The sequence below is a fragment of the Paeniroseomonas aquatica genome (assembly GCF_030409335.1).
GTDB lineage: Bacteria > Pseudomonadota > Alphaproteobacteria > Acetobacterales > Acetobacteraceae > Belnapia > Belnapia aquatica.
Genome location: NZ_JAUFPN010000148.1, coordinates 18,110 through 44,610, shown reverse-complemented (window position 1 = coordinate 44,610; position 26,501 = coordinate 18,110). Strand labels below are relative to the sequence as shown.

Genomic DNA, 26,501 nt, shown 5'->3' with positions numbered 1-26,501 from the left:
AGACCTGCCATGCGTCCGAACAGCCTGCACGCCGCCGACCTCGCCCACATGGTCCATCAGCAGACGGACCTCGGCGCCCATGGCGAGGATGGCGCGGTGCTCATCAAGCGCGGCGACGGCTGCCGGGTGTTCGACACCGAGGGGCGCGAATACATCGAGGCGATGGCCGGGCTGTGGTGCGCCTCGCTCGGCTTCTCGGAGAAGCGCCTCGCCGAGGCCGCCTACAGGCAGCTGCTGGAGCTGCCCTACTACCACACCTTCTTCCAGAAGGGGCACGAGCCGAGCGTGCGGCTGGCCGAGAAGCTGGCGGCGATCGCCCCCCCTGGGAAGGAAGGAGGCGGGCTGAACCACGTGCTGTTCCAGTGCTCGGGGTCGGAGGCGAACGACGCCGCGATCAAGCTCATCTGGTACTACAACAACGTCATCGGCCGCCCGGCGAAGAAGAAGCTGATCGGGCGGATGCGCGGCTACCACGGCAATACCGTCGCCACCGCCTCGCTGTCCGGCCAGCCGCACATGCAGGCGGATTTCGACCTGCCGCTGGGCGACCGCTTCCTGCAGGTCTCGAATCCCAACTACTACCGCTTCGGCCAGGACGGCGAGACCGAGGAGGCCTTCTCCGCCCGCATGGCGGCCGAGCTGGAGGCGCTGATCGAGCGCGAGGGCGGGGAGACCATCGCCGCCTTCTTCGCCGAGCCGGTGCAGGGCGGCGGCGGCGCCATCACCCCGCCGCGCGGCTATTTCGAGGCGATCCAGCCCATCCTGAAGCGGCACGACATCCTCTTCGTGGCGGATGAGGTGATCTGCGGCTTCGGCCGCACCGGCAACCTCTGGGGCTGCGAGACCTACGGCATCCAGCCGGACATGCTGACCGCCGCCAAGCAGCTCACCGCGGCCTACCAGCCGCTCTCGGCGCTGCTGATCTCGGACCCGATCCACGCGGCGCTGCTGGAGGGGAGCAGGCGCAACGGCAGCTTCGGCCATGGCTTCACCTATGGCGGCCATCCGGTGGCCTGCGCCGTGGCGCTCGAGACGCTGGCGATCTACGAGGAGCGCGACCTGCTCGGCCATGTGCGGGCTGTGGCGCCGGCCTTCCTCGACGGGCTGGGCGCGCTGCGCGGCCATCCGCTGGTCGGCGACGTGCGCGGCGTCGGGCTGATCGCGGGCGTGGAGCTGGTGGCGGACAAGGCCTCCAAGGCGCCCTTCCCGGCGGCGGCCAAGGTCGGGCTGCTGGTCCAGGACAAGTGCCAGGAGGCCGGGCTGATCGTCCGCGCCATCGGTGACCGCATCGCCTTCACCCCGCCGCTGATCATCACCGCGGCCGAGATCGGGGAGATGTGCCGCCGCTTCCAGGCCGGGCTGGACGCGGCCTGGGCGGCGCTGCAGGCGAGGCAGGCGCTGGCGGCGGAGTAGCGCGGGCCGGGGCGGGGCATCGCCCCGCCCGGTCAGCTGCGGTAGGAGCCGTTGATGTCGATGTAGCCGTGGGTCAGGTCGCAGGTCCAGACCCGGGCCTTGCCGCGGCCGAGGCCGATATCGACCGTGATCTCGACCTCGCGCCCCTTCATGTGGGCGACCACCGGGGTCTCGTCGTAGCCCGGGACCACGCTGCCGTCCCGGGCCATCCAGGTGCCGCCGACCGCGACGCCGAGCTTGTCGCGGTCCGCCGGCTCCCCGGCCTTGCCGACCGCCATGACGATGCGGCCCCAATTGGCGTCCTCGCCGGCGATGGCGGTCTTCACCAGCGGCGAATTGGCGATGCACATGGCGATCCGGTAGGCCGACTTGGCGCTGGTCGCCCCGGTGACGTTGATCTCGATGAGCTTCTGCGCGCCCTCGCCGTCGCGCGCCACCTGCAGCGCCAGGTCCAGCAGCAGCTCGTCCAGGGCGCGGGCGAAGTCGCGCAGCATGGCGCCGCCCTCGGCCGGGACGCGTGGATGCCTGGCGGCGCCGGTGGCAAACAGCAGCACGGTGTCGCTGGTCGAGGTGTCGCTGTCGACCGTGATGCAGTTGAAGGACCTGGCCGAGCCCTTGGAGAGCAGGCCCTGCAGCGCCTCGGCCGGGATCTTCGCGTCGGTCGCCAGGAAGCTCAGCATGGTCGCCATGTCCGGGGCGATCATGCCGCTGCCCTTGGCGATGCCGGCGATGGTGACGGTCGCGTCGCCGATGACGGCGGTCCGGACGCAGGCCTTGGGGAAGGTATCGGTGGTCATGATGCCACGCGCCGCCTCGTCCCAGCGGGCCGGGGTCAGCGCCTGGTGCAGCGCCGGCAGGGCGGCGGTCAGGCGGTCGTGCGGCATGGTTTCGCCGATGACGCCGGTGCTGGCGAGGAAGACCTCATTGGCCTTGCAGCCGACCAGCTTCGCCGCCGCCTCGGCGGTGGCCTTGGTCGCCTCCCGTCCGGCCTTGCCGGTGAAGACATTGGCATTGCCGGCATTGACCACCAGCGCCCGGGCCTTGCCCTTCTTCAGCGCCGCCCGGCACCAGTCGACCGGGGCGCCCGGGCACTTGTTCCGGGTGAAGACGCCGGCGACGGTGGTGCCCGGGGCGAATTCCATCATCGTCAGGTCGGCGCGACCCTTGTAGCGGATGCCCGCCTCGATCACGCCGAGGGTGACGCCGGCGATCGGCGGCACCTCCGGCATCGGCTGGGCGAGCGGCGAGACGGGCAATCCGGCCATGGGTCAGGCTTTCTAGCGGCGTTGCGGGGCGGCGGGGCGGCCGGCGGGCGCCGCGGCCGGCGGGGCGGCATTGTCGAGCAGCGAGGGGGCGGGCTGGTCCAGCCGTTCCACCTTCGCGGCGGTGCGGACGCGGGCGACCACGACCTCCACCTGCTCCTCCAGCATCTTCTGGCGCAGCTGCTGGCGGCTGTCCTCGAAGCTGGCGACCGGGGCGGAGCGGCGCTCCTCCACCTTGATGACATGCCAGCCGAAGGGGCTGCGGACCGGGGCGGGGCTCACCTGGCCGGGGCGGAGGGCGAAGGCGGCCTCGGCGAATTCCGGCACCATGTCGGCCCGCTTGAAGAAGCCGAGGTCGCCGCCGTCGCGGCCGCCCGGGTCCTTGGAGAGGCGCTTGGCCGCCTCGGCGAAGTCGGCGCCGCCGGTGACCTCGGCCAGGGCGGCCTTCGCCTCGGCCTCGGTCGGGACCAGGATGTGGCGGGCGTGGACCTCCTCCTCGCCCTGGCGGCGGCCGGATTCCTGGTCGTAGCGGGCGCGCAGCGCGGCGTCGGTGACGGCGGCGTTCACCTCCCGGGTCAGGAAGGCCTGCTGCAGCTCCTGGTCCGAGGCGCGGCGGATGCGGCGCTGGATCTCGGCGTCCTTGTCGAGCCCGGCGGAGCGGGCCGCGGCGGTCAGGACCCGCTCGGTGATGGTGCGGTCGACCAGCTGCCGGGCGATCTCGGGCGGCAGCATCTGCAGCAGCATCGGCCCGGGCATGCCGCGCATCTCGGGCGGCAGCACGTCCTGGGCGGTGGCCAGGACGTCGGAGAGCCGGACCGGCTCCCCCTCGACCCGGGCCAGGATGGGGTCCTCCCCGGTCACCGGCGGCTGGGCGGTCGGGACCTGGGGCGACACGGTCTGGGCCATGGCCCCCGGCGGGAGAGCCAGGAGGGCGGCAAGCATCAGGGGGCGGAAGGACATGCGGGCGGGGGGCTCCGGGACGGGGCCGGACAATGCCGGATGCGGCGGGGGCCGACAAGCAGCGCGGCCGGATCCGGCCCGTAATCCGGCCGGGGGGAGGCCGGCGGGCGCGGCATCGCCCCGGCGGCGTTGACCTGGGCGCGGGGCTTGCCTATCTGTGCCGCTGCGGCAGGTTCGCGCGACAACGGCATTCTTTGCCTCGGGGCCCAGGCGCCGCCTCCGCCCTGGTCGCCCTTGGTGTTATGATGCCGAGGCTCGCGCGTGGCCCCCCGCGCAATCCGGAGAAGCCAGGTCCGCATGTTCGCCCGCATCGCCCGCGCCGTGTTCGGCACCGCCAATGACCGCGCGCTGAAGCGTCTCCAGGCCCGGGTGCCGGAGGTGAACGCCTTCGAGCCCGCCCTCGCCGCCCTGCCGGACGAGGCCCTGCAGGCCAAGACCGCGGAGTTCCGCGCCCGGCTCGCCGGCGGCACCGAGCTCGACGCCATCATGCCGGAGGCCTTCGCGGTGGTGCGGGAGGCCGCCCGCCGGGTGCTCGGCCTCAGGCACTTCGACGTGCAGCTGGTCGGCGGCATGGTGCTGAACGAGGGCAAGATCGCCGAGATGAAGACCGGCGAGGGCAAGACCCTGGTGGCGACGCTGCCGGTCTACCTCAACGCGCTGTCCGGCCGCGGCGTGCATGTGGTGACGGTGAACGACTACCTGGCCAAGCGCGACAGCGAATGGATGGGCCGGCTCTACCGCTTCCTCGGCCTGACCACCGGCGTCATCGTGCACGGGCTGACCGACGAGGAGCGGCGCGAGGCCTATGCCGCGGACGTGACCTACGGCACCAACAACGAATTCGGCTTCGACTACCTGCGCGACAACATGAAGTACCGCCTGGAGGAGATGGTCCAGCGCGACTTCAACTACGCCATCGTCGACGAGGTCGACAGCATCCTGATCGACGAGGCGCGCACGCCGCTGATCATCAGCGGCCCCTCCGAGGACAGCTCCGACCTCTACCGCAAGGTCGACGAGGTCGTGAAGGTGCTGGTCGAGGACAAGGGCACCTACGACAAGGACGAGAAGCAGCGCACCGCCAACCTGACCGAGGAGGGCTCCGAGCGCATCGAGCAGATGCTGCGCGAGGCGAAGCTGCTCGAGGAGGGCAACCTCTACGACTTCCACAACGTGACGCTGGTGCACCACGTGAACCAGTCGCTGCGGGCGCATGCGCTGTTCGCCCGCGACGTCGACTACATCACCCGCGACGACAAGGTGGTGATCATCGACGAGTTCACCGGCCGCATGATGGAGGGCCGCCGCTACTCCGACGGCCTGCACCAGGCGCTGGAGGCCAAGGAGCACGTCACCGTCCAGCCCGAGAACCAGACGCTGGCGAGCATCACCTTCCAGAACTACTTCCGGCTCTACCCGAAGCTCTCCGGCATGACCGGCACGGCCAGCACCGAGGCGGATGAGTTCGCCGAGATCTACAAGCTGGACGTGGTCGAGGTCCCGACCAACGTCCCGGTCTCCCGCAAGGACAGCGACGACGAGGTCTACCGCTCGGCCTCCGAGAAGTACGACGCGGTCATCGTGCTGATCGACGAGGCGCGCAAGCGCGGCCAGCCCTGCCTGGTCGGCACCACCAGCATCGAGAAGTCGGAGCTGATCGCCAGCCTGCTGAAGGCCCGCGGCGTGCCGCACAGCGTGCTGAACGCCCGCTACCACGAGCAGGAGGCGACCATCATCGCCCAGGCCGGGCGGCCGGGGTCGGTGACCATTGCCACCAACATGGCCGGGCGGGGCACCGACATCCAGCTCGGCGGCAACGCCGAGATGCTGGCGCGGCAGGAGACCGGCACCGGCGAGGGCCCCGAGTTCGAGGCGGCGCTGGCCCGGCACAAGGCCGAGGTCGAGACCGGCAAGGCGACCGCCAAGGCGGCCGGCGGGCTCTTCGTCATCGGCACCGAGCGGCACGAGAGCCGGCGCATCGACAACCAGCTCCGCGGCCGCTCCGGCCGGCAGGGCGACCCCGGCGCCAGCCACTTCTTCCTGAGCCTGGAAGACGACCTGATGCGGATCTTCGGCAGCGACCGCATGGGCGGGATGCTGCAGAAGCTCGGCCTCAAGCCCGGCGAGGCGATCGTCCATCCCTGGATCAACAAGGCGCTGGAGAAGGCGCAGAAGAAGGTCGAGGCGCGCAACTTCGACACCCGCAAGAACCTGCTGAAATACGACGACGTCATGAACGACCAGCGGAAGGAGGTCTATGCCCAGCGGCGGACCTTCATGAACGCCCCGGACGTGGCCGAGACGGTGGCCGAGATGCGGCGCGAGAGCATCGCCGACCTGGTCGACAAGGCGATCCCCGAGAATGCCTATCCCGAGCAATGGGACGTCGCCGGGCTCGAGGAGAAGGTGCGCGAGCAGCTCGGGCTCGAGCTGCCGATCGTCGCCTGGGCCAAGGAGGAGGGCATCGACGAGACCGCGGTGCGCGAACGCATCGAGGCCGCCGCCGAGCAGCATTTCGCCGCCAAGTCGGCGAACATCGGCCCCGACTTCATGCGCATGGTCGAGAAGTCGCTGCTGCTGCAGATCTTCGACCAGGTCTGGAAGGAGCACCTGCTCTCGCTGGACCACCTGCGCCAGGGCATCGGCCTGCGGGCCTATGGCCAGCGGGACCCGCTGAACGAGTACAAGTCCGAGGCCTTCGGCCTGTTCAACACCATGCTGGCCGACCTGCGGGAGCGGGTGACCAGCGTGCTCATGCGGATCGAGCTGCGCCCGGATAGCCCGCCGCCCTCGCCGGAGCCGGTGCGGGTGCTCGACATGCGCCACCCGCAGCCGGTGGGCGAGCTGGAGATGGCCAGCGCCGGGGGCTACGAGCCGGCCCCGCTGGCCGCGCCGCCGGCGATGCCGCGCCAGGTGGAAGGCGTCGACCCCGCCGATCCCGCGACCTGGTACCGCACCCCGCGCAACGCCGCCTGCCCCTGCGGCAGCGGCAAGAAGTACAAGCACTGCCACGGCAAGGCGTAGCCGACCCGGCCGACCGGCTGCTGCACCGGGACGAGGCGGTCCTCATCCTCGACAAGCCGGCGGGCCTCGCGGTCCATGCCGGGCCGCGCGGCGGCCCCTCGCTCGAGGACTGGCTGCCGCGCCTGGCGTTCGGGAAGAAGCGGCTGCCGCAGCCGGCGCATCGGCTCGACATGGACACCGCGGGCTGCCTGGTGCTGGGCCGGACCAAGCCGGCGTTGGCGCTGCTCGGCGGCTTCTTCGCCGAAGGCCGGGCGGCCAAGACCTACTGGGCGGTGGTGCGGGGCGGCCCGGCGGCCGAGGCCGGGGAGGTCTCGGCGCGGCTGATGAAGCGCAGCACGGCGAGGGACGGCTGGTGGATGGCGGTGGACCCGGCCGGGCTGCCCGCCGCCACCGCCTGGCGGGTGCTGGGCCGCGGGCCGGAGGGCTTGGCCTGGCTGGAGCTCACCCCGCGCACCGGGCGGACGCATCAGATCCGGGTGCATTGCGCCCATCTCGGCTGCCCGATCCTGGGCGATCCCCGCTACGGCGGCGGCGAGGGGCGCATGCACCTGCTGGCCCGCAGCATCGCCCTGCCGCTCGACCCCCCTGTCCGCGCCACCGCCGAGCCGCCGCCGCACATGCGGGAAGCGCTGTCGGCCTGCGGCTGGCGCCCGTGATCCCGGCGCTGCTGGCGCTGCTGCTGCTGGCCGCGCCGGCCTCGGCGCAGCGGGGCGGCTGCGGCATGGGAATGGGGTTCGAATCCCTGCGGGCGGCGGCAGGGCCGCTGCGCGAGGGCGCCGGCGCCACCTCGCTGCCCGCGGGGCGGGAGGCCGGCGGCGCGGCGGCGGAGCGGCTGGCCGAGGCGGCCGCGCGCCTGGCCGGCTGCGGCTGCCGCCAGGTGGCCGCGCATCTGCAGGAGGCCGCGGGGCTGGCCGAGGAGACCCGGGCCGAGGCCGGGCTCGAGCGGCTCCGCCGGGTGCTCGGCCGGGCGGAGTTCTCGGCACGGCTGGCGCGGGAGCGCCTGGACCGCCAGGGCTGTTCCTGAACGGCAGGCCGCCTGCCGCGTTCAACCGTCATCTGCGGCGGGAAGGAGTACCCCGGATGACACGACTAGCGATCCTGGCCGCATGCGGGCTCGGCCTCTGGGCCGGCGCTTCGGCGGCCCAGACGGCACCCCCGGCGGAACGGCCGCCGATGACCGGCCCCGGGGGCTCGCCCCCGAGCCTGGGTGGCCGGCAGTTCCCCTCCGGCGAGGTGGAGCGGCAGGTCCGGCCCCAGGGCGACGGCGCCGCGGCGGAGCGCGACCGGCAGCAGCTGCAGGATCTGAACGCGCTGTCCCGCCAGCTGACCCCGCCGGGGACGCCGGTGCCGGCCCCGCATGTGGAGCCGGAGCGGCGGCGGCCCTAGGCTGCCTCTACTCGAAGGAAACCCACTTCCGCGGCGGCGGCGCGGCGGCATCGCGCTGCGCCGCGGCGATCTCGCCATCCAGCGCCGCCAGGAAGCGGGAGCGGTCGGCCTTGGTGAGCGGGGCGGGGCCGCCGGTCATCTGGCCCATGTCCCGTAGCCCCTGCGAGACGGCGCGGCCGGCGATGGCGCCGCCGATGTTGTCGGTGGTCCAGGGCCGGCCCTTGAAGGACAGCGCCCGGGCGCCTTTCGCCAGGCAGCGGGCGGCCAGTGGGATGTCGGCGGTGAGGCAGACGTCGCCGCGCGTCGCGCGCTCGGCGATCCAGTCGTCGGCGGCATCGGCGCCCTCGGCGACCAGGATCATCTCGACATTGGGCAGGCCGGGCGGGCGCACCGGGCGGCTGCCGTTGGCCACGACCTTCACCGGCAGGTTCAGCCTTGTCGCCACGCGGAAGGCTTCCTCCCGCACCGGGCAGGCATCGCCGTCGATGAAAAGCGTCGTCATCGCACCCTGACCTCCGCCCGTACCGCGGCCCCTGCCGCATCCAGCACCGTCACGCGGTAGAAGCCGGGGCCCTCGGGCACCCAGGCGGCTTCGCGCTTGGCCGGCTCGGCCGGCAGAGGGCGGCCATCGACCAGGAAGGTCAAGGGGCGCTGGCCGCCGGTGGCGCGGAGGGTGACGTGTGGGCCGCCTTCGTCCAGCACCGCGCCGGGCGGCGGGAAGGTGAGGCGGAGGCGATCCAGCGCCTCGGCCAAGCCGGGGGCGGTGACGGTGCGGGCGGGCAGGGCATTGCGCGGGGCGGGCGGCAGGCGCTCGAAGACCCGGGCCAGCAGGGGCAGCGCGGTGCGGGCGCCGGTCGCGCCCGGCAGCGGCGTGCCGTCGGGGCGGCCGACCCAGATGCCCACGACATGGCGCTGGTCGATCCCCATGGCCCAGGCGTCCCGGCCGCCCCAGCTCGTGCCGGTCTTCCAGGCGATGCCGGGCGGGCCGCCGCCGGGGAAGGGGTTCACCAGGATGGCGGCGGCGAGCGCCGCGGCGCGCGGCTCGAAGACCCGGCGCGGCGCGGGGTCCGGGCCCGGGACGAGGCGCAGCGGCGTGGCGGCGCCTCCCTGGCCGAGGGTCGCATAGAGCCCGGCCAGCTCCCGCAGGGTGATGCCGAGGCCGCCGAGGGCCAGGGGCAGCGAGGCATCGGTGCCGGGCGGCAGCCGGGGCGTCGCGCCGGCCGCCTTCAGCGCGGAGGCGAAGCGCAGCGGGCCGAGCTCGGACAGCAGCGCCACGGCGGGCAGGTTCAGCGACTGGCGCAGCGCATCAGCCACAGTGATGCGGCCGGCGAAGCCGCGGTCGAAATTCTCCGGCGCATAGGTCCCGAAGCGGCGCGGCAGGTCCGCGAGCAGGGTCTCGGGCGCGGCGATGCCCGCCTCGAAGGCCAGGGCATAGAGCATGGGCTTGAGCGCCGAGCCGGGGGAGCGCACGGCCCGCGTCAGGTCGAGCGCGCCGGCCCGGCCGGGGGCGCCGAATTCGCCGCCCGACAGGGCGCGGACCTCGTGCTCGCGGGCATCGGCGACCAGGATGGCGAGGGAGGCGCGGTCGGGCAGGCCGCGCAGGGCGGTGGCGGCGATATCCTCCACCGCGCGCTGCAGCGGCAGGTCGAGGGTGCTGGGCAGGCGCGCCGCGGTGCTGCCGCGGGCCAGCTCGCGGGCGAGGTGCGGCGCCAGCCGCGGCATGGGTTGGCGAGCGACGGGGACCGGGGTGCCCAGGGCATAGTCGGCATCGGCGGCGGTGATGCCGGGGGCGCCGAGCGCGCGGCCGGTCAGCAGCGCATTGCGGGCGAGGCGGGCGCGCCCCGGGTGGCGATCCGGCCGCAGCGCCTCGGGCCGGCGGGGGATGGCGACCAGCAGCGCCGCCTCGGCCGGGTCCAGCCGGGACGCGGGGCGGGCGAACCAGGCGAGGGCGCCGGCGCGGAGGCCCTCGATGTTGCCGCCCATCGGCGCCAGGGTCAGCCAGATGCCGAGGATCTCGTCCTTGCTGTAGCGGGCCTCGAGCTGGAGGGCGCGGAGGATCTCGATCGCCTTGCTGCGCAGCGTCCGCGGCCGCGGCTCCAGCAGCCGCGCGGCCTGCATGGTGAGGGTGGAGCCGCCCGAGACGACGCGGCCGGCGCGCAGCCATTGCCCGGCGGCGCGGGCAAGCGCCAGCGGGTCGACGCCGGGGTGCCGGCGGAAGCGGCGGTCCTCGGCGGTGAGGAGCAGGTCCAGCAGATGCGGCGGGACATCGGCGGTGGTGGTGGCGAGGCGCCAGACGCCGCCGGGGGCGGGCAAGACCGAGAGGGTGCGGCCGTCGCGGGCCAGGATTTCGGTGCCGGTGGATTGCAGGCGGGTGAGGTCGGGGGGGAAGGCGCGGTCGAGGGCGAAAACGCAGCCAAAAAAAAGCAAAACTTGGAGGAAAGTATTCCTCCAAGACCTCCTTCTATTTCTAATAGAAAGCGAAGGGGGGGCGGGGGAAGTGCCTTCCCCCGCTCTTGCTTCCTTCCCCATCAATCCGCCGGCAGCACCGCGACCCGCCCGGTATTCTGCCGCGCGAAGACCTGCGGCCGGTACATGTCCTCCACCTGCGCACCGGGCAGCTCGAACCGCCCGGCGGTGACGGCGCGCAGCCGGACCGCAAGGCGGAAATCGGGCGCCTCCGGCGTCAGCTCGATCGCCGCCGCCAGCCGGTCGTCCAGCGCCGGCGTCGCCTCGGTCTCGGTCAGGGTGCCGAGCCAGGGCATCCCGGCCACTTCGCCGGCGGCGAGCCGGCCGATGATCTCCCAGCCTGCCGGCAGCCCCTGCTGGACGATGGCGCGATGGGCCTCGCGGGTTTCCGCCCGGCCCTCCAGCAGCAGCACGAAGACGGTGTTCTGCTTGAGGCTGTCGAGGTTCAGCGGCTGGCCCGCGAGGTCGAGGAATTTGCGGGTGATCCGCATGCCGCCGCGCCCGGCCGGGGCCGGCGTGGCCGGGATGCCGGTGACGGAGACCCCGGCCCAGACCGGCGTGTCGCTGAGGTTGCGGGCGGTACCGGGCCCCGCCAGCGAGACCGCCAGCACCGGCGCCGGCGCCTGGTCGGCACCGTTGACCGCCACCCGCACCGGCCTGCCGTCCCGGCCGAGCGCGGCCGCGGCCAGCACGCCCCAGGCCTGTTCCTGGGTATTGGCGGATTGCGGCGTCAGCTCCGGCCCGGGCAGGGCGGCCTGGGCGGTGCTCAGCCGATCAGGCAGCAGGCCGCTTTCCTTCAGCAGGGCGGCGACGGCCAGGGCATCCCGCGCCGCGCTGCCGTAGTCGTAGACCCAGGGGCGGCGGGCGGGGCTGGCGAGCGCCGCGGCGAAGGCGGCCTCGGCGCGGGGCCGGTCGCCGGCCCGGGCGAAGGCGCTGGCGAGCTGGGCCTTGGCCAGCGGCGTCGGGAGCTGGTCGAGCTCCTCCAGCAGCCGTCGGGCGGCGCCGAGCCGGGGGCGCCCGGCCAGCGACAGGACATGCAGGCGATAGGCCTGGGCGGCACGCTCCTCCGGCGTGTCGGTGGTGAGCTCGACCTGCTCGGCGAGGGACTTCAGCGCATCCTCCAGCGCCGCCTCCGGCACGGCGGCGCCGGCGGTGCGGGCACGCAGCAAGGCCTCGGTCGCATAGGCGCCGGTCCAGAGCTGGATCTCGCCCTGGGCGGACCAGAGGCCGAAGCCGCCATCGAAGCGCTGCTTGTTCAGCACCCATTCGACCGCGGTCTGCAGCCGGGCGGCACGCTCCTCCCCGGCGACGCCATCGACCACGCCGGAGGCAAAGGCGAGCAGCTGCGAGGTCGATTGCTCGAGGCAGGCGAAGGGATAGGTCTCCAGCAGCCGCAGCATGCCGGCGGCATCGTAGCGGGTCGGCCCGCCGAAGCGGGCGGTGGCGCGCCAGGTGCCGGCGACCCAGCGCTCGGCGGCGAGTGCCAGGGGCCGTTCCTGCCCGGCCGGGATTTCCTGCGCCGAGACCTCGGTCGTCACCGGGCGGGAGGAGCGGATGGTGATGCGGCTCTCGCGGCTGGCGGTGAAGCCGCCAGGGCCGGCGACGGTCAGCCGCAGCAGCCCCTGCCCGGCGGCGGTGGCGCGGATGGCACTGGCCGGCAGGGCGCGGGCATTGGGTGCCAGGGTGACGGCGATGCGGTCGGGGCCGGCGAGGGTGATGGCGCCCTCGGTCGCCAGGGTGACGGTGACCTCGCCGGCCGGCAGGTCGAGGTTGCTCAGCAGCACCGGCAGCCGCGCCTCGTCGCCGGGGGCGAGGAAGCGGGGCAGCAGCGCCTCGGCGATGACGGGGTCGCGCACCGTCAGCGGCCTGCTGGCGGCGCCGAGGCGGTTGCCGGCCCAGGCGACGGCCATCAGCCGCAGCTCCCCGGCGAAGTCGGGGATGTCGAGGGTGACGGTCGCGGTACCGTCGGGCGCGACGGCGACCGGGCCGGAGAAGAGCGCCACGGTCCGCTGCGGGATCTCGATGCTGCCGACGCTGAACTCGTCGCCGCCCTGGCGGAGCGCGGCCAGCTCGCCCTCGGGCGGCGGGATCAGCCGGCCGTAGTCGTCGCGGATATCCACCGCGAGGCGGCGGCGGCCCATGAAATGCGGGACGGGGTCGGGCGAGGCGAAGCGGGTGAGGCGGAGGATGCCCTCATCCACCGCGGCCAGCGTCAGGGTGGCGCCATCGCCCGCCCCGGTCAGGCGGATCGGCACGGTGAGCTGCTGGCGCGGGGTGATGCGGTCGGGGGTGCCGAGGGCGACCTCGATCCGGCGGGAGCCGGGCTCGATCTGCAGCCAGGCGAGGCCCAACGCCCGGCCGGGATGGCCCTGGCGGCTCTCGCCGGGGCGGAAGGCGGTGACCGCGACATAGGCGCCGGGACCCCAGGCGGCATCGACGGGGATCTCGACCTCGGTGCCGCCCTCGGCGACCTGGATCTCCTGGATGGAGACCAGGCGGTCGGTCAGCACGGCGAGGCTGGCCGGTCCGGAGAAGGGCGGGGTGACGCGGATGCGGGCGGTCTGGCCGGGGGCGTAGTCGCGGCGGTCGGCGGAGACATCGACCTTGTCCGGCACTTCCGGCGTCTCGCCGCCGGCCCAGCCGCTGCGGAAGCGGATGGAGGTGATGGCCATGCCGCCGGGATCGGCCACCTCCAGCCGGTAGCGGCCGAAGGGCAGGCGGCGGGCGAAGCGGGCGGTACCGGTCGCGGCGACGGCGATGTCGGCGCTGTCCACCGCCTCGTCGCGCCAGACGGTCTCGTAGCGGGGGGTGCCGCCGCGGGTCACGATGCGCCAGTCCGGGCGTTCGCGGACCAGCTTCGCCCGCAGCCGTGCCGCGATGCGGTTGGCATCGGCGTCGAGGGCGATGACCTCGAAGCCGGCTTCGGCGCCGGCATCGATGGCGAGGTCGGGGAAGAGCGGTTTCACCCCGATCAGCCGCTGCGCGGCGCGGACCGGCAGGGTGACGTTGGTGCGGGAGGCGCGGCCGCCCGGCTCGTCGATCTCGACCGATAATTCGGCACGCAGCGGCCGGGTGGTATCCGGCGCCCGGGGGAGGGAGACGTCGAGGCTGCCGTTGCCCTGGTCATCCAGCGCCTCGATGTCGAAGGGGATCAGGTCGGGGGCGAATTCCTCATCGACCAGGCCGAAGAGGAAATCCTTGTGCTGCTCGAAAGGGGAGCGGAGCGCCTGGAGGCGCAGCTCGGCGCTGCCGGTGAGGCCGGCGGCGGGGGCGCCATAGAGGAAGCGGGCGGTGATCGGCAGCGCCAGGACCTGGCCGGGGACGAGCGGCCCGGGGGCCGGGCCGGCCTTCACCTCCAGCCGTTCCGGGACGAAGGCATCGACGCGGAATTCCACCTTGCCGACCGGCGGCGCGGCCGGGTCGGCCAGGACCTCGAGCGTCCAGACCCCGGCCGGGGCGCTGCTGCCGATCGGGATGGCCCAGAGGATGGCGGCGCCGGGCGAGCGGGCCGGGACCGCCTCGGCATAGACGCTGCCGTTCGGGCGGCGGAGGCGGAAGCGGGCGGGGATGTCGAGCGGGGCACCGCCGCCGTCGCGCAGCAGGGCGGCGGCCTGCACCGTTTCGCCGGGGCGGTAGATGCCGCGGTCGAGCCAGGGGAAGGCGTCGATGGCGCCGGGATGCTCGGCCCCGGTGGCGCCGCGGTCGGAGAGGTCGAAGGCCGCGGCCTCGAGGTCGAGCTGGACGAAGTCGTCGCCCAGCGTCGCGTGCAGCGCCTTGGGCGCCATCGGGCCGGAGCCGCGCAGCAGCGGCGCGGCGAAGCGGACCAGCCCATCGGGCCCGGCGGTCGCCTCGGCCAGGATGTCGTTGTTGGTCGCCAGCAGCCGGACGGCGGCCCCGGCCAGCGGCAGCCCGGCGCCGAGGCCGCGGACCTGGGCGGCCAACCCTTGGGCGCTCCCCTGGCCGCTGCGCCAGGCGGTCAGCCCGAGGTCGGTGATCATGATCGGCAGCGCGGCGGCGCGGCCGCGGGAGCCGTCGGCCGGCTTCACCACCAGCGCATAGAGGCCGGGGCCGGCGCCGCGCAGCACGTCGGGCAGCGGGACGGCGTGGCGCTGCAGGCGGTTGGCCTCGAAGCGGGGCAGCTCGATCCGGCCCTCCCAGATGGTGCGGCCCCAGGTGTCCGGGATGTCGTCCGCGGTCCAGCTGTCGAGGGCCTGGCCGGGGGTCCAGTTGCTGCGGCCGAAGGGGACCAGGTTGCGCTCGGTCACCCGCACCACCTGCAGGGCGAGGGTCGAGACGTTGATGGTGGCGAGGCCGACCCGCGGCGCCTGGCCGCGCGGCAGCAGGAAGCTGCTGGCATCGAAGATGATGCTGGCCGCCTTGTTCGGCATGGCGACCCGCAGCGTGGTGTCGCGGTTGAGGCGGAGCCCGTCCTCCCCGGGCAGGCCGGCGCGCAGCAGCAGGCGGGTGGTGGTGCCGTTCGGCAGGCCGACGACGCAGATCTGGTCGCCCTCCCGCAGCACGGCCATGCCGGGGATGGCGGGCTCGGCCCGGACCCAGTCCTGCGGCTGCCAGTCGGTGCGGCGGGCCGGCGGGACGGTGAAGGCGAGGCAGGCGCGGGCCGGCTCGGCCTCGGCTTCGGTATTGATGCGGGCGATCAGCAGGCCGGCGTTGCGCCGGGCCTCGGTGAGCAATTGGCGATAGCGCGGGTTGTTCGGCGCGCGTTCGAGCACGGCGTTCAGCGCCTGGATCTGCTGCGCCGGGCGGTCCAGCCGCTGCAGCGCATCCGCCATCAGCAGGAGTGACGGAATTTCCGCCTCGCCGGCGGCGACTGCCTGGAAATTGAACCAGGCGGCCTGCAGCGCGCGGCTGGCGTCGGGCGGGGATTTCTGCAGCTCGGCGCGGGCGAGGGCGAGCCAGTGCTCCGGCTTCGCATCGCCGCCGGCGATGCGCTCCTCCCAGGCCTGGGCCGCGGCGGGCCAGTTGGCGGCCCGTTCCGCCTGGGCGGCGCGCTGTTCCGCGGCGGCCTTCTGCTGCGCCGTCGCCCCGGCGGGAAAGCGGCGGGTGAGCTCGCGCTGCCAGGCCTCGGCATCGCCCGATAGCCCGGGCAGCTCGAAGCCCTGGGCCTCTGCCCCGGGGACCGCGAGCAACAGGCCGAACAGCAGGAGAAGCAGGCGCATGCGGGACCCTTTGGCGCGAAGGATGCCGCCAGCATGGCATATCCCGGGCTACGGGGGGATGAAGAGCATCGTCCGCCGGCACCCGCTGGTCACCGGATGGCAGGAATTCGCGGGCACCCTTGTGCATCCGGCCCATGGCGGCACATGGCATGGGGGTTGCTGCCCTGCGGGGGCTGGCGCGACGACGGCGGTTGGTGGAGCATCCGTGACCGGCGCCGGACGGTCGACCGGCTCAGGTCATGCAACCGTGTGGGCGCCGCGGCCGATCGCCGTATATGTATCCATGGACGGCCGCCTCAGGGGCCGAAGCCGGCCGCAGCCGCGGCCCAGGGGACTCAAGACGAATGACGCGACGCCCGATGCCGCGCCTGCGGTGCCTCCTGATCGCTGCCCTGCTGGCCCTGGCGTCCATGCAGGCCGCCCTGGCCCAGGGCGGCGGCGGGGTGCCGGTCACCACCGATCCGGTCCGGGTCGGGCCGGTGCCGGTCGAGGTGATCGCCAACGGCATCGTCGCCTCGGAATCCGTGGTGACCATCCGGACCCGGGTGGATGGGCAGATCGAGCGGGTGCACGTCACCGAGGGCCAGCTGGTCCGCCGCGGCCAGCCGCTGTTCACCCTGGACGCCCGGCTGAACCAGGCGATCCTGGCGCAGCAGGAGGCGCAGCTCGCCAGCAACCGGGCGCAGCAGTCCCGCACCCAGGCCGATGCCCAGCGCTACCAGTCGCTGCGCGGGGAGAGCTTCGCCTCGCAGCAGCGCTTCGAGCAGGCCCAGGCGGATGCGCTGGCGGCCGCGGCCAATGCCAAGGCAACGGAGGCGCTGATCCAGCAGACCAAGCTCAGCATCGAATTCGCCACCATCACCGCGGAGATGGACGGCCGGCTCGGCGCCCTGCCGCTGCGGGTCGGCAATTTCGTCCGCCAGGCGGAGAATACCGCCATCACCACCCTGACCCAGATGGACCCCATCCTGGTGCAATTCGCCATCCCCGAGCGCTGGCTGCCGGAAGTGCGCGCCGCGATGTACCGGGCGCCGCCCACGGTCCGGGTCCGGCCGGAGGGCGACACCGAGACGCCGGTCGAGGGGACGCTGGTCTTCGTCGACAGCGCGGTCGATACCACCACCGGCACCATCCTGCTGAAGGCCCGCTTCAGCAACGGCGAGTTCCGGCTCTGGCCCGGGCAGTACGTGCAGGTGCGGATGGCGCCGCGGGTGCAGGAGGATGCCGTCACCGTCGCCGGCCCGGCGGTGCAGACCGGCCAGACCGGCCGCTTCGTCTTCGTCCTCGCCCCCGACAACACCGCCCGCAAACGCACGGTAGAGCTGGTCCGGCTGGCCGGCGACCGGGCGGTGGTGACCGGCGAACTGCAGGCCGGGGAGAAGGTGATCGTCGACGGCGCCCAGCGTGTCACCGAGGGGACCCGGGCGGTGGAGCGCAACGCGCCGCAGCGCGTCTCCAGCGTCCAGTAACCGGTACCGGGAGCGGCCAGGATGAACATCTCCGAACTCTGCATCCGCCGCCCGGTGATGACCGGGCTGCTCTCCGTAGCGGCGATCATCGCCGGCATCATCGCCTATACCCGGCTGCCGGTGGCCGCCGTGCCGCGGGTCGACTTCCCGGTCATCACCATCTTCGCCAGCTTCCCCGGCGCCAGCCCGGAGACCATGGCCACCGCCGTCGCCCTGCCGATCGAGCGCGAGCTCTCGACCATCGCCGGCGTGGATACGATGTCCTCGATCAACGGCCAGGACACCTCGCAGATCACCGTGCAATTCGTGCTGACCAAGAACATCGACGCGGCGGCGCAGGACGTGCAGGCGGCGCTGACCCGGGCGCAGCGGCGACTGCCGGTCGACATGCTGGTGCCGCCCAACTACCGCAAGGTGAATCCGGCGGATGCGCCGGTGGTGCTGCTGACCATCTCGGGCGGCGACAAGCCGCTGTACCACCTGAACGACCTGGTCAGCACGATCGTCTCCCCGGCGCTGTCGCGGGTGCCCGGCGTGGCGCAGGTGCAGGTCTATGGCGAACAGCTCTATGCCGTGCGGGTCCGGCTCGACCCGGACCGGATCGCCGCCATGGGCCTCGCCTTCGACACCATGCAGCAGGCCATCGCCCAGGCGAATTCGGCGACGCCGGTCGGGTTGATGAACGGCCAGCGGCAGCAGCTCACGCTCCGCGCCAACGACCAGCCGCAGGATGCAGCGGCCTTCGGCAACCTGGTGGTGGCGGGGCGTCCGAATTCGCCGGTGCGGTTGAACGAGATCGCCTCGGTCGCCGACGGCGTGGCGAACGAGCGCATCGCCGCCTGGCGCAACGACGACCGCGCCCTGGTGCTGGCGGTGCTGCGCCAGCCGGACGCCAATACCGTCGACGTGGTCGATGGCGTCAAGGCCAGCCTGCCGGCGCTGGAGGCGGCGCTGCCGCCGGGGGCCAAGATCAACGTCATGCTCGACCGGTCGCGCTCCATCCGCGCCGCGGTGCACGACGTGCAGGAGAGCCTCGCCATCGCCATCGGGCTGGTGGTGCTGGTCTGCTTCGTCTTCCTGCGCCGCATCAGCGCCACGCTGATCCCGACCATCGCCGTGCCGATCAGCCTCTGCGTCGCCTTCGGGTTGATGTACGTGCTGGGCTACGGCATCGACAACGTGACGCTGCTGGGCCTGACCATCGCCGTCGGGCTGGTGGTGGACGACGCCATCGTCGTGCTCGAGGCCATCATGCGCCACATGGAGGAGGGCATGGCGCCCATCCCCGCGGCCATCAAGGGCTCGCGCGAGATCGGCTTCACCGTGCTGTCCATCACCATCTCCCTGGTGGCGGTCTTCCTGCCGATCCTGCTGATGGGCGGGGTGGTCGGCCGGGTGTTCAACGCCTTCGCCGCGACGGTCTGCCTCTCGGTCATCGCGTCGTGCATCGTCTCCCTCACCCTCACGCCGCTCATGGCCTCCCGCCTGCCGCACCATGCCAAGCCGGGGCTGGTGGAGCGGGTGCTGGAGCGCTTCCTCAGCGCCATCGAGCGCGGCTATGGCGCCATGCTGGACTTCGCCCTGCGGTTCCGCTTCGTGGTCTGGATCGCCTTCTTCGCCTCGCTCGGCGCCGCCGGCTACATGGCGGTGATCATCCCGAAGGGCTTCTTCCCGATCGAGGATACCGGGCTGCTGACCATCAACACAGAGGGCCCGCGCGGCGCCTCCTATGCCGCCATGGTCGAGATGCAGGGCAGGCTCTCCGCCAAGCTGCGGGAATCGCCCGCGGTCGCCAACGTGGTCTCCAACATCGGCGCGACCGGCGGCAGCATCTCGATCAACCAGGGCCGCATGTTCGTCGAGCTGAAGCCGGCCGACGAGCGGCCGGGGATCAGCGCGGTCATCCAGCAACTGCGCCGCGACGTCAGCCAGATCGCCGGCCTCCGGGTCTTCATCCAGCCGATCCAGAACCTCAACTTCGGCTCCCGCCAGACCCGGACGCTCTATCTCTATTCCCTCCAGGGGCTGCGGCTGGATGAGCTCTACGACTGGGCGCAGCGGATGGAGGAGCGGCTGGTCAGGATCCCGGTCCTGCAGGACGTGAACACCGACCTGCAGATCGACAGCCCGGTGGTGCAGGTGAACGTCAACCGCGACCGCGCCACCTCGCTCGGCGTCTCGGTCGATGCGGTGCGGCAGGCACTGTTCTCGGCCTTCGGGGCACGGCAGATCTCGACGCTGTACGGGCAGGCGAATGCCTACCAGATCATCCTCGAGGCCCTGCCGGAGGACCAGCGGGACGAGACCGGGCTGGCCAAGCTCTATATCCGCTCGGCCAGCGGCCGGCTGGTGCCGCTCTCGGCGCTGGCCACCATCGAGCGCAAGTCGGGGCCGCTGAACGTCTCCCACCAGGGCCAGCTGCCGGCTGTCGTGATCGGCTTCAACACCCCGCCCGGCGTGGCGCTGGGCGACGCGGTGAATGCCATCCGCGAGGCGGAGCGCGAGCTCGGCATGCCGCCGACCATCGTCACCGGCTTCTCCGGCGCGGCGCAGGTCTTCCAGCAGGCGCTGGCCGGGCAGGGCGCGCTGGTGCTGGCGGCGATCGCCATCGTCTACCTCGTGCTCGGCGTGCTGTATGAAAGCCTGATCCATCCGCTGACCATCCTCTCCGGCCTGCCGGCGGCGGCGCTGGGCGCCTTCCTGACGCTCTATGCCTTCGGGCTGGACCTGTCGGTGATCGCGGTGATCGGCGTGCTGCTGCTGATCGGGCTGGTGAAGAAGAACGCCATCATGATCGTCGACGTCGCCCTGCAACGGCAGCGATCCGGCGTGCCCGCCTTCACCGCGGTGCGGGAGGCCTGCCTCGTGCGGTTCCGCCCCATCCTGATGACGACGCTGGCGGCCGGCGCCGGCGCGGTGCCGATCGCCGCCGGCTGGGGCGCTGCCGCCGAGCTGCGGCAGCCGCTCGGCCTCGCGGTGGTCGGCGGCCTGGCGGTCTCCCAGGTGCTGACGCTGTTCGTGACGCCGGTGCTCTACCTCGGCTTCGACAGCCTGGCGCGGAAGCTGACCTTCAAGCGGCGGATGGCCCCGATCGAGGCGGCACCCGCGGAATGAAGATCCCCGAGCTCCCCTTCACCGTCACCGACTGGACCGGCGTGGCGCCGACCCGCCACCCCGGCGAGACCGGGGAGGCGCTGTGGCGGACGCTCAACATCGGCGACCTGCGGGTGCGGCAGGTGGAGTATTCCGCCGGCTACCTCGCCGACCACTGGTGCGACCGCGGCCATGTGCTGCTGGTGCTGGAGGGCGAGCTGGAGACCGAGCTGAAGGACGGCCGGCGCTTCACCCTCAAGCCCGGCATGAGCTACCAGGTCTCCGACTTCGGCGATTCCCCGCACCGTTCCTCGACCCGCACCGGGGCGAAGCTCTTCATCGTCGACTGAGCTATTCGGCGGCCTGCTTCGCCGCACCGGAATGATGGCCGCTGACCTCCTCCCCCGCATCCGGCGAGAGCCGCAGGAAGAAGGGGCAGGAGGCGAGGACGACGGCGGCCGCCACCAGGAAGGCGATCGAGAAGTCATGCACCGTGGCGATAGGGTGCCCGGCCAGGGTCGTGCTGATCTCGAGGCTGGTGGTCGCCAGCACCACGCCGAGCGCCGGGGCGAGCTGCTGGGCGGTGCCGGAGAAGCTGGTGGCCGCCGAGAGCCGGCTGGTCGGCACGTCGGCAAAGGACAGCGTGTTCAGCGCGGTGAATTGCAGGCTGCGGAACAGCCCGCCGAGCGCCAGCAGCGCGAAGATCAGCCAGAGCGGCCAGGCCGGGGTGAAGCCGGCGGCCACCGCGATCCCGGCGGCGGCCAGCACCGAGGTGCCGATCAGCACGCTGCGGAAGCCGAAGCGCTGCAGGATGGGCCGGGCCAGCGGCTTCATCGCAAGCGCCCCGAGGGCGGTGGCGAAGGACACCAGGCCCGCCTCCGACGCCGTCTTGCCGAAGCCGACCTGCAGCAGCATAGGCACCAGGAAGGGCGTCGCCCCGGCGCCGATGCGGAACAGGCTGCCCGAGAGCGTGCCCTGGCTGAAGGTGCGGATCTGCAGCAGCGAGAGGTCGAGCGCCGGGCGCGGGGTCTGCCGGCAGTGGCGGATGGCGGCCCAGCCGAACATCACCCCGAGCACCAGCCCGGCCTCCGGCATCCCGGCCGGCATGACATGGCGGCCGATGGTCTCGAGGCCGAACATGAACAGCGCCAGGGCCAGGCCGATCAGCACCAGTCCGCGGCGGTCGGGCGGGCCAGGGTCGCTCGGCGGCACATGCGGGATCTTCCAGGCGACCAGCGCCAAGCCGAGGATGCCGATCGGCACGTTGATGAGGAAGACCGAGCGCCAGCCGAACATGTCGGTCAGGAAGCCGCCCAGCGGCGGGCCGCTGATCGGGCCGATCATCGCCGGCATGGTCAGCCAGGCCATGGCCGACAGCATCTCCTCCTTGCGGATCTGCCGCAGCAGCAGGAGGCGGGCGACCGGGACCATCATGGCGCCGCCGAGGCCCTGGAAGATCCGGGCGCCGATCATCTCCGGCACGGTATTGGCCCGGCCGCAGAGCACCGAGGCGACGGTGAAGATGGCGATGGCCGCCATGAAGACGCGCTTGGCGCCGAACCGGTCCGCCACCCAGCCGGAGACCGGGATGAAGACGGTCAGCGCCACCAGGTAGGAGGTGATGGCGGCGCCCAGCCGGGCCGGGTCCACGCCGAGGTCCAGCGCCATCGCCGGCAGCGCGGTGGTGACCGCCGCGCTGTCCAGGTTCTGCATGAACAGCGCGCTGGCGACGATGGCCGCGATGACGCGGGGGTCGGCCTTGAGGGGCGGGAGAAGCGCGGGAGGCGGCGCGCCGGCATCGGTCATGCCGGCAGGTTACGCCTCCCCCAACCTAAGTACCACCCGGCCGCAGCACCACCCGGCCGCTGGCCCGGCGGCTGCTGACCTCGGCCATGGCCTCGCGGAACTGGCCCAGGGGGAAGCCGGCATGCACCTCCGGCCGCAGCGCGCCGGCGGCCCACCATTCGACCAGCTGCGCCCAGAGCGCGCGGGCGCGGGGGGCGTGCAGCGCCCGGTTGTCGCCGGGCGACCAGCCGATGTAGGTGCCCCAGTTCAGCCCGGCCACGGCGATGTTCTTCAGCAGCAGCAGGTTCAGCGGCAGCTGCGGGATGCCGCCGGCGGCGAAGCCGATGGTCACCATGGTGCCGCCGTCGCCGAGGCAGCGGAGGTTCTCGTCGAAGACCGGGCCGCCGAGGGTGTCCAGGATGGCGGCGACGCCGGCGCCGCCGGTCGCCTCCCGCACCGCGTCGCGGAAGGGCAGGGCGCTGTCCAGCACCAGGTCGGCGCCGCGGGCCAGCGGCACGCCGCGCTTGGCCGCGCCGCAGCGGGCGATGACCCGGCAGCCGAGCGCCCGGGCGATCTCGACCCCGGCGAGACCGACGCCGGCCGCGGCGCCATGCACCAGCACCCATTGCCCGGGCGAGAGATGCGCCCGCCACATCAGCGCCGAGCCGGCGGTCGGGTAGCTGATCGGCATGGCGACGGCCGCCTCCAGCGGCAGCCCGTCGGGGATGGCGGTGACATGGATGGCATCGGCCACGGCCTCCTCGGCCATGCCGCCCCAGTCGAGCACGGCGAAGACCCGGGTGCCCGGGGGCAAGGGGTCGGCCACGTCGGGCGCCGATTCCAGCACCGTGCCGGCGACCTCGGTGCCGGGGGTGAAGGGCAGCGGCGGCTTGCGCTGGTACTTGCCGGCGACGACCAGTTGGGTGGCGAAGGAGACGCCGGCCGCCTCCACCCTGATCCGGACGCTGCCGGGGCGGAGCGGCGGGGGGGGGATGTCCCGGAGCTCGAGCGCGTCGAATTCGCGCCAGGACTCGCAGACGACGGCGCGCATCAGTCGAGCCTCACTTGCGCGTCCCGCACCAGCTTGCCCCAGCGGGCATATTCGCGGACGCAGAATTCGGCGAATTCCGCCGGGGTATCGACCACCGGGTCGGCCCCCAGCACGGCCAGGCGCTCCCGCACCTCGGGCACCGCCACCGCCGCGGCGACCGCCTGCTGCAGCCGGGCGACCATCGGCGCGGGGGTGCGGGGCGGCGCCCAGATGGCGTACCAGGTGGCGATCTCGAAGCCCGGCACTCCGGCCTCGGCCACCGTCGGCAGCTCGGGGTAGGCGGCGACGCGGCTGGCGGTGGTGACCGCCAGCGGCCGCAGCAGCCCGCCGCGGACGGCGGCGGCGCTGGAGGGGATGCTGTCGAACATCAGCTGGATGTTGCCGGCGAGCAGGTCCTGGATCGCCGGGCCGGCGCCGCGATAGGGGACATGCACCATGTCGGTCCCGGTCATCAACTTGAACATCTCGCCGGCCAGGTGCAGCGCCGAGGCATTGCCGGAGGAGGCGTAGGAGACCTTGCCGGGATTGGCCTTGAGGTAGGCGATCAGCTCGGCGATGGAGCGCACCGGCAGCGCGGGGTTCACCACCGCGACCAGCGGCACCATGGCCATGTTGGTCACCGGGGTGAAATCCGCCACCGCATCGAAGGGCATCGCCTTGTTCAGATGCGGGATGATGAGGTGGATGGAAGCGTTCATGAGGAAGGTGGCGCCATCCGGCGCGGCGCGGGCGACCACTTCCGAGCCGATGACGCCGGAGGCGCCGGCGCGGTTCTCGACCACCATGGGCTGGCCCAATTCTACGGCAAGCCGCTGGGCGACGACGCGGCCGAGGATGTCGGTGGGACCGCCCGGCGGATAGGGCACGACGAAACGAACGGGACGCGTGGGCCAATCCTGGGCGCGCGCCCGGGTGAGCGGCGCCCCCACCAGTCCGGCCATGGCGAGCCGGCGTGTGATCCTCATATGGCGAAGGTCCCTTCCCTCAATCGGCATTCCCGGCAGGATAGGCCCCCAGACCGTCGGGGGAAACGTCATGCAACCATACAAGGGCCTGTTCGTGCTGGATGCCAGCCAGGGCATCGCCGGGCCGTATTGCGCCACCCTGCTGGCCTCCTGCGGCGCCGACGTGGTGAAGGTGGAGCCGCCGGCCGGCGACTGGTCTCGCGGCCTCTCGACCCGGGAGGGCACGCAGAGCGTGATGCATGTCACCTTCAACCGCGGCAAGCGCAGCATCATGCTGGACCTGCAGGAGGAGAAGGGCCGCGCCGCCTTCGCCGCGCTGGCCGCCCGGGCCGACGTGATGCTGGAGGCCTTCCGCCCCGGCGTGGCGAAGCGGATCGGCGTGGTGCCGGAAGCGGGCAAGCCCGACGTGGTCTTCCTCAGCATCTCCGGCTTCGGCCAGGAGGGCCCCAATTCCGAGCGCCCCTGCACCGACAGCGTGGCCCAGGCCTTCAGCGGCATGGTGGCGCTGAACCAGGGCATGGACGGCGTGCCGCACCGCACCGGGCAGGTCATGATGGTCGACATGGTCACCGGCATCTCGGCCTTCGCCGCGGTGCAGGCGGCGCTGGCCGAGCAGGCGCTGGACCGGCACGCGGGCGCCAGCCCGAAGCGGCGGGTGCTGGACGTCTCGCTGATGCAGGCGGCGGCGGCACTGATGGGCTTCAACATCGCCGAGCAGGGGCTGCTCGGCCGGGTGCCGCCGCTGGCCAATGTGCCGGCCGGCACCTACCAGGGCAGCGACGGCCGCTGGGTGATGGTGGCGCTGCTGCGCGACCCGGAGTTCATCACCATGTGCGAGATCCTGGAGCGGCCGGAGCTGGCGCGCGACCCGCGCTTCACCAGCTTCCCGGCCCGGGCCGAGCATCGGGAGGCGCTGCTGCCCACCCTGCGGGAGACCTTCGCCACCCGCACCGCCGCCGACTGGGCGGCACGCTTCAAGGCCGCCCGCATGCTCTGCGACCTCGTGAACACCCCGCTCGACTGGCTGGCCGACCCGCATGTGCAGGCGGTCGGCGCGGCGGTGCCGCTGGCCCAGCCGGGGCTCGGGACCATGCCCTTCCCGAAGCTGCCGGGGCTTGGGCCCTGGAGCGTGCCGGCGCCGGCGCTCGGCGAGCATACGGATGCGGTGCTGGCGGAGCTGGGGCTTTGATCGCCGCGCAGCGGCCGATGGTGCAGAGCCTGCTCGACGGCGTGGCGCGGATCGGCGCCGATCCGCCGGGCATCACCCGGGAGGCCTATGGCCGCGGCGAGAACGAGGCGATGGCGCTGCTGGCCGGGGCGGCGCAGGCGCTCGACCTCGACTGTTCCTTCGATGCCGGCGCCAACCTGACCATGCGCTGGCCCGGCACTGACCCGGAGGCGCCGCCGATCCTGGTCGGCTCGCACCTGGACAGCGTGGTGCAGGGCGGCAATTTCGACGGCGCGGCGGGGGTGATCGCCGGGCTGGCAGCCGTGGCGGCGCTGCAGGCCAGCGGCGTCCGGCCGCGCGCCGGCATCGAGGTGCTGGCGCTGCGCTGCGAGGAGGCGGTGTGGTTCGGCCTCGGGCTGATCGGCAGCCGCAGCCTGCTGGCGCGGCTGCCGGCCGGGGCGCTCGCGCTGCCGCATGCCCGCAGCGGGCTGACGCTGGGCCAATCCATCGCGGCCTGCGGCGGCGATCCGGCGCGGCTGGCGAACGGGGTGCCGCTGCGCGACCCGAAGACGCTCGGCGCCTATCTGGAAGTGCATATCGAGCAGGCGCCGCAGCTGATCGAGGCGGAGCAGGCGGTGGCGATCTGCCTCGCCAACCCGGGCAACGTCCGGCACCCCCGCATCCGCATCTCCGGCGAGGACGCCCATACCGGCCTGCCGCACCGCTTCCGCCGCGACGCCGCCCTGGCCGGGGCGGAATTCGCCCTGGCGCTGGAACGGCTCTGGCTGGAGGAGGACCGCGCCGGGCGGCCGATGGCCGTCACCATCGGCCGCTTCCACACCCTGGCCGACCGCCATGCGATGACCGTGGTGCCGGGGCAGTTCGAGCTGAGCCTCGACCTTCGCGCCTATGACCCGACGCATCTGGCGCGGCTGGAAGCCCGGCTGCAGGCGATCGCCGCCGAGGTCGGCGCGGCGCGGGACGTGACCATCGCGCTCGGCGAGCGGAGCGCTGCGGCGCCGGGGGCGATGGAGGCCGGGATCGTCGCCGGCCTCGCCCGGGCCGCGGGCAAGCTGGGGCTGGCGGCGCCGCGGCTGAATAGCCCGGGCAGCCACGACGCCAATAATTTCGCCGCGGCCGGGGTGCCGACCGGTATGCTGTTGGTGCGCAACGCTAATGGCAGCCACAATCCGCATGAGGCGATGGCAACGGACGACCTGCTCGCCGCGACCGGCGTGCTGGCGCTGTTCCTCGCGGAGCATGCGGCCTGAGGGGAGGAAGA

At 73.1% G+C, this 26,501-nt stretch carries 18 protein-coding genes; 10 read left to right on the top strand and 8 right to left on the bottom strand.

Going from position 1 to position 26,501, the window contains the following annotated elements; all coding sequences use genetic code 11:
* The first annotated feature begins 9 nt into the window (after window positions 1-9).
* Window positions 10-1,413: an aminotransferase gene (locus QWZ14_RS14350; RefSeq protein WP_290317387.1), complete on the top strand. Its 1,404-nt coding sequence runs from the start codon at window positions 10-12 to the stop codon at window positions 1,411-1,413.
* A gap of 32 nt (window positions 1,414-1,445) precedes the next feature.
* Here the strand turns inward: QWZ14_RS14350 and argJ are convergent, their stop codons facing one another.
* A complete protein-coding gene (gene argJ / locus QWZ14_RS14345; RefSeq protein WP_290317386.1) occupies window positions 1,446-2,678 on the bottom strand; it encodes a bifunctional glutamate N-acetyltransferase/amino-acid acetyltransferase ArgJ in 1,233 nt (410 codons plus the stop codon).
* A 12-nt stretch (window positions 2,679-2,690) separates the two neighbouring features.
* Entirely contained in the window at window positions 2,691-3,635 is a 945-nt protein-coding gene (locus tag QWZ14_RS14340; protein WP_290317385.1) for a peptidylprolyl isomerase, read from the bottom strand.
* Between the two features lie 297 nt (window positions 3,636-3,932).
* On the opposite strand from QWZ14_RS14340, the gene secA reads away from it, so the two are divergent.
* Genes secA through QWZ14_RS14320 form a run of 4 tightly spaced genes read left to right on the top strand, consistent with a single transcriptional unit; the run spans window position 3,933 to window position 8,045 of the window.
* Window positions 3,933-6,659, top strand: a complete 2,727-nt coding sequence (secA, locus tag QWZ14_RS14335) for a preprotein translocase subunit SecA (protein WP_290317384.1) — start codon at window positions 3,933-3,935, stop codon at window positions 6,657-6,659.
* Between the two features lie 17 nt (window positions 6,660-6,676).
* Window positions 6,677-7,315, top strand: coding sequence for an RluA family pseudouridine synthase (locus QWZ14_RS14330; protein WP_456307245.1), 639 nt, complete (start codon window positions 6,677-6,679; stop codon window positions 7,313-7,315).
* Window positions 7,312-7,683, top strand: a complete 372-nt coding sequence (locus tag QWZ14_RS14325; RefSeq protein ID WP_290317383.1) for a hypothetical protein — start codon at window positions 7,312-7,314, stop codon at window positions 7,681-7,683. The genes QWZ14_RS14330 and QWZ14_RS14325 overlap by 4 nt, the downstream gene beginning before the upstream one ends.
* 56 nt (window positions 7,684-7,739) lie before the next feature.
* Window positions 7,740-8,045: a hypothetical protein gene (locus QWZ14_RS14320; RefSeq protein ID WP_290317382.1), complete on the top strand. Its 306-nt coding sequence runs from the start codon at window positions 7,740-7,742 to the stop codon at window positions 8,043-8,045.
* A 7-nt stretch (window positions 8,046-8,052) separates the two neighbouring features.
* Here the strand turns inward: QWZ14_RS14320 and QWZ14_RS14315 are convergent, their stop codons facing one another.
* The 3 genes from QWZ14_RS14315 to QWZ14_RS14305 form a co-directional block, all read right to left on the bottom strand.
* A complete protein-coding gene (locus QWZ14_RS14315; RefSeq protein ID WP_290317381.1) occupies window positions 8,053-8,547 on the bottom strand; it encodes a YaiI/YqxD family protein in 495 nt (164 codons plus the stop codon).
* Window positions 8,544-10,472, bottom strand: a complete 1,929-nt coding sequence (gene pbpC, locus QWZ14_RS14310; protein WP_290317380.1) for a penicillin-binding protein 1C — start codon at window positions 10,470-10,472, stop codon at window positions 8,544-8,546. The genes QWZ14_RS14315 and pbpC overlap by 4 nt, the downstream gene beginning before the upstream one ends.
* A gap of 101 nt (window positions 10,473-10,573) precedes the next feature.
* Window positions 10,574-15,688 carry an alpha-2-macroglobulin family protein gene (locus QWZ14_RS14305; RefSeq protein WP_290317379.1) on the bottom strand — a complete coding sequence of 1,705 codons (5,115 nt, stop codon included), beginning with the start codon at window positions 15,686-15,688 and terminating at the stop codon, window positions 10,574-10,576.
* A 359-nt stretch (window positions 15,689-16,047) separates the two neighbouring features.
* Between QWZ14_RS14305 and QWZ14_RS14300 the strand changes: the two genes are divergently transcribed.
* Genes QWZ14_RS14300 through QWZ14_RS14290 form a run of 3 tightly spaced genes read left to right on the top strand, consistent with a single transcriptional unit; the run spans window position 16,048 to window position 20,600 of the window.
* Window positions 16,048-17,157 (top strand): efflux RND transporter periplasmic adaptor subunit, encoded by a 1,110-nt coding sequence (locus tag QWZ14_RS14300; RefSeq protein ID WP_290317378.1) that lies wholly within the window; start codon window positions 16,048-16,050, stop codon window positions 17,155-17,157.
* A 21-nt stretch (window positions 17,158-17,178) separates the two neighbouring features.
* Window positions 17,179-20,271: an efflux RND transporter permease subunit gene (locus QWZ14_RS14295; RefSeq protein ID WP_290317377.1), complete on the top strand. Its 3,093-nt coding sequence runs from the start codon at window positions 17,179-17,181 to the stop codon at window positions 20,269-20,271.
* On the top strand, window positions 20,268-20,600 hold the full coding sequence (locus QWZ14_RS14290; protein WP_290317376.1) for a DHCW motif cupin fold protein: 333 nt from the start codon (window positions 20,268-20,270) through the stop codon (window positions 20,598-20,600). Before QWZ14_RS14295 ends, QWZ14_RS14290 begins: the two co-directional genes overlap by 4 nt.
* Window position 20,601: 1 nt before the next feature.
* Here QWZ14_RS14290 and QWZ14_RS14285 read toward each other — a convergent pair whose 3' ends face one another.
* From QWZ14_RS14285 to QWZ14_RS14275, 3 genes are read right to left on the bottom strand one after another with little or no spacing between them, the layout of a single operon-like run.
* Window positions 20,602-22,056, bottom strand: a complete 1,455-nt coding sequence (locus QWZ14_RS14285; RefSeq protein ID WP_290317375.1) for an MDR family MFS transporter — start codon at window positions 22,054-22,056, stop codon at window positions 20,602-20,604.
* A gap of 25 nt (window positions 22,057-22,081) precedes the next feature.
* Window positions 22,082-23,086, bottom strand: a complete 1,005-nt coding sequence (locus QWZ14_RS14280) for an NADPH:quinone oxidoreductase family protein (RefSeq protein WP_290317374.1) — start codon at window positions 23,084-23,086, stop codon at window positions 22,082-22,084.
* Window positions 23,086-24,051, bottom strand: a complete 966-nt coding sequence (locus QWZ14_RS14275) for a Bug family tripartite tricarboxylate transporter substrate binding protein (protein WP_290317373.1) — start codon at window positions 24,049-24,051, stop codon at window positions 23,086-23,088. The genes QWZ14_RS14280 and QWZ14_RS14275 overlap by 1 nt, the downstream gene beginning before the upstream one ends.
* Before the next feature lie 70 nt (window positions 24,052-24,121).
* Between QWZ14_RS14275 and QWZ14_RS14270 the strand changes: the two genes are divergently transcribed.
* Window positions 24,122-25,240, top strand: coding sequence for a CaiB/BaiF CoA transferase family protein (locus QWZ14_RS14270; RefSeq protein ID WP_290317372.1), 1,119 nt, complete (start codon window positions 24,122-24,124; stop codon window positions 25,238-25,240).
* On the top strand, window positions 25,237-26,490 hold the full coding sequence (locus tag QWZ14_RS14265) for a Zn-dependent hydrolase (protein WP_290317371.1): 1,254 nt from the start codon (window positions 25,237-25,239) through the stop codon (window positions 26,488-26,490). The genes QWZ14_RS14270 and QWZ14_RS14265 overlap by 4 nt, the downstream gene beginning before the upstream one ends.
* The last annotated feature ends 11 nt before the right edge of the window (window positions 26,491-26,501 follow it).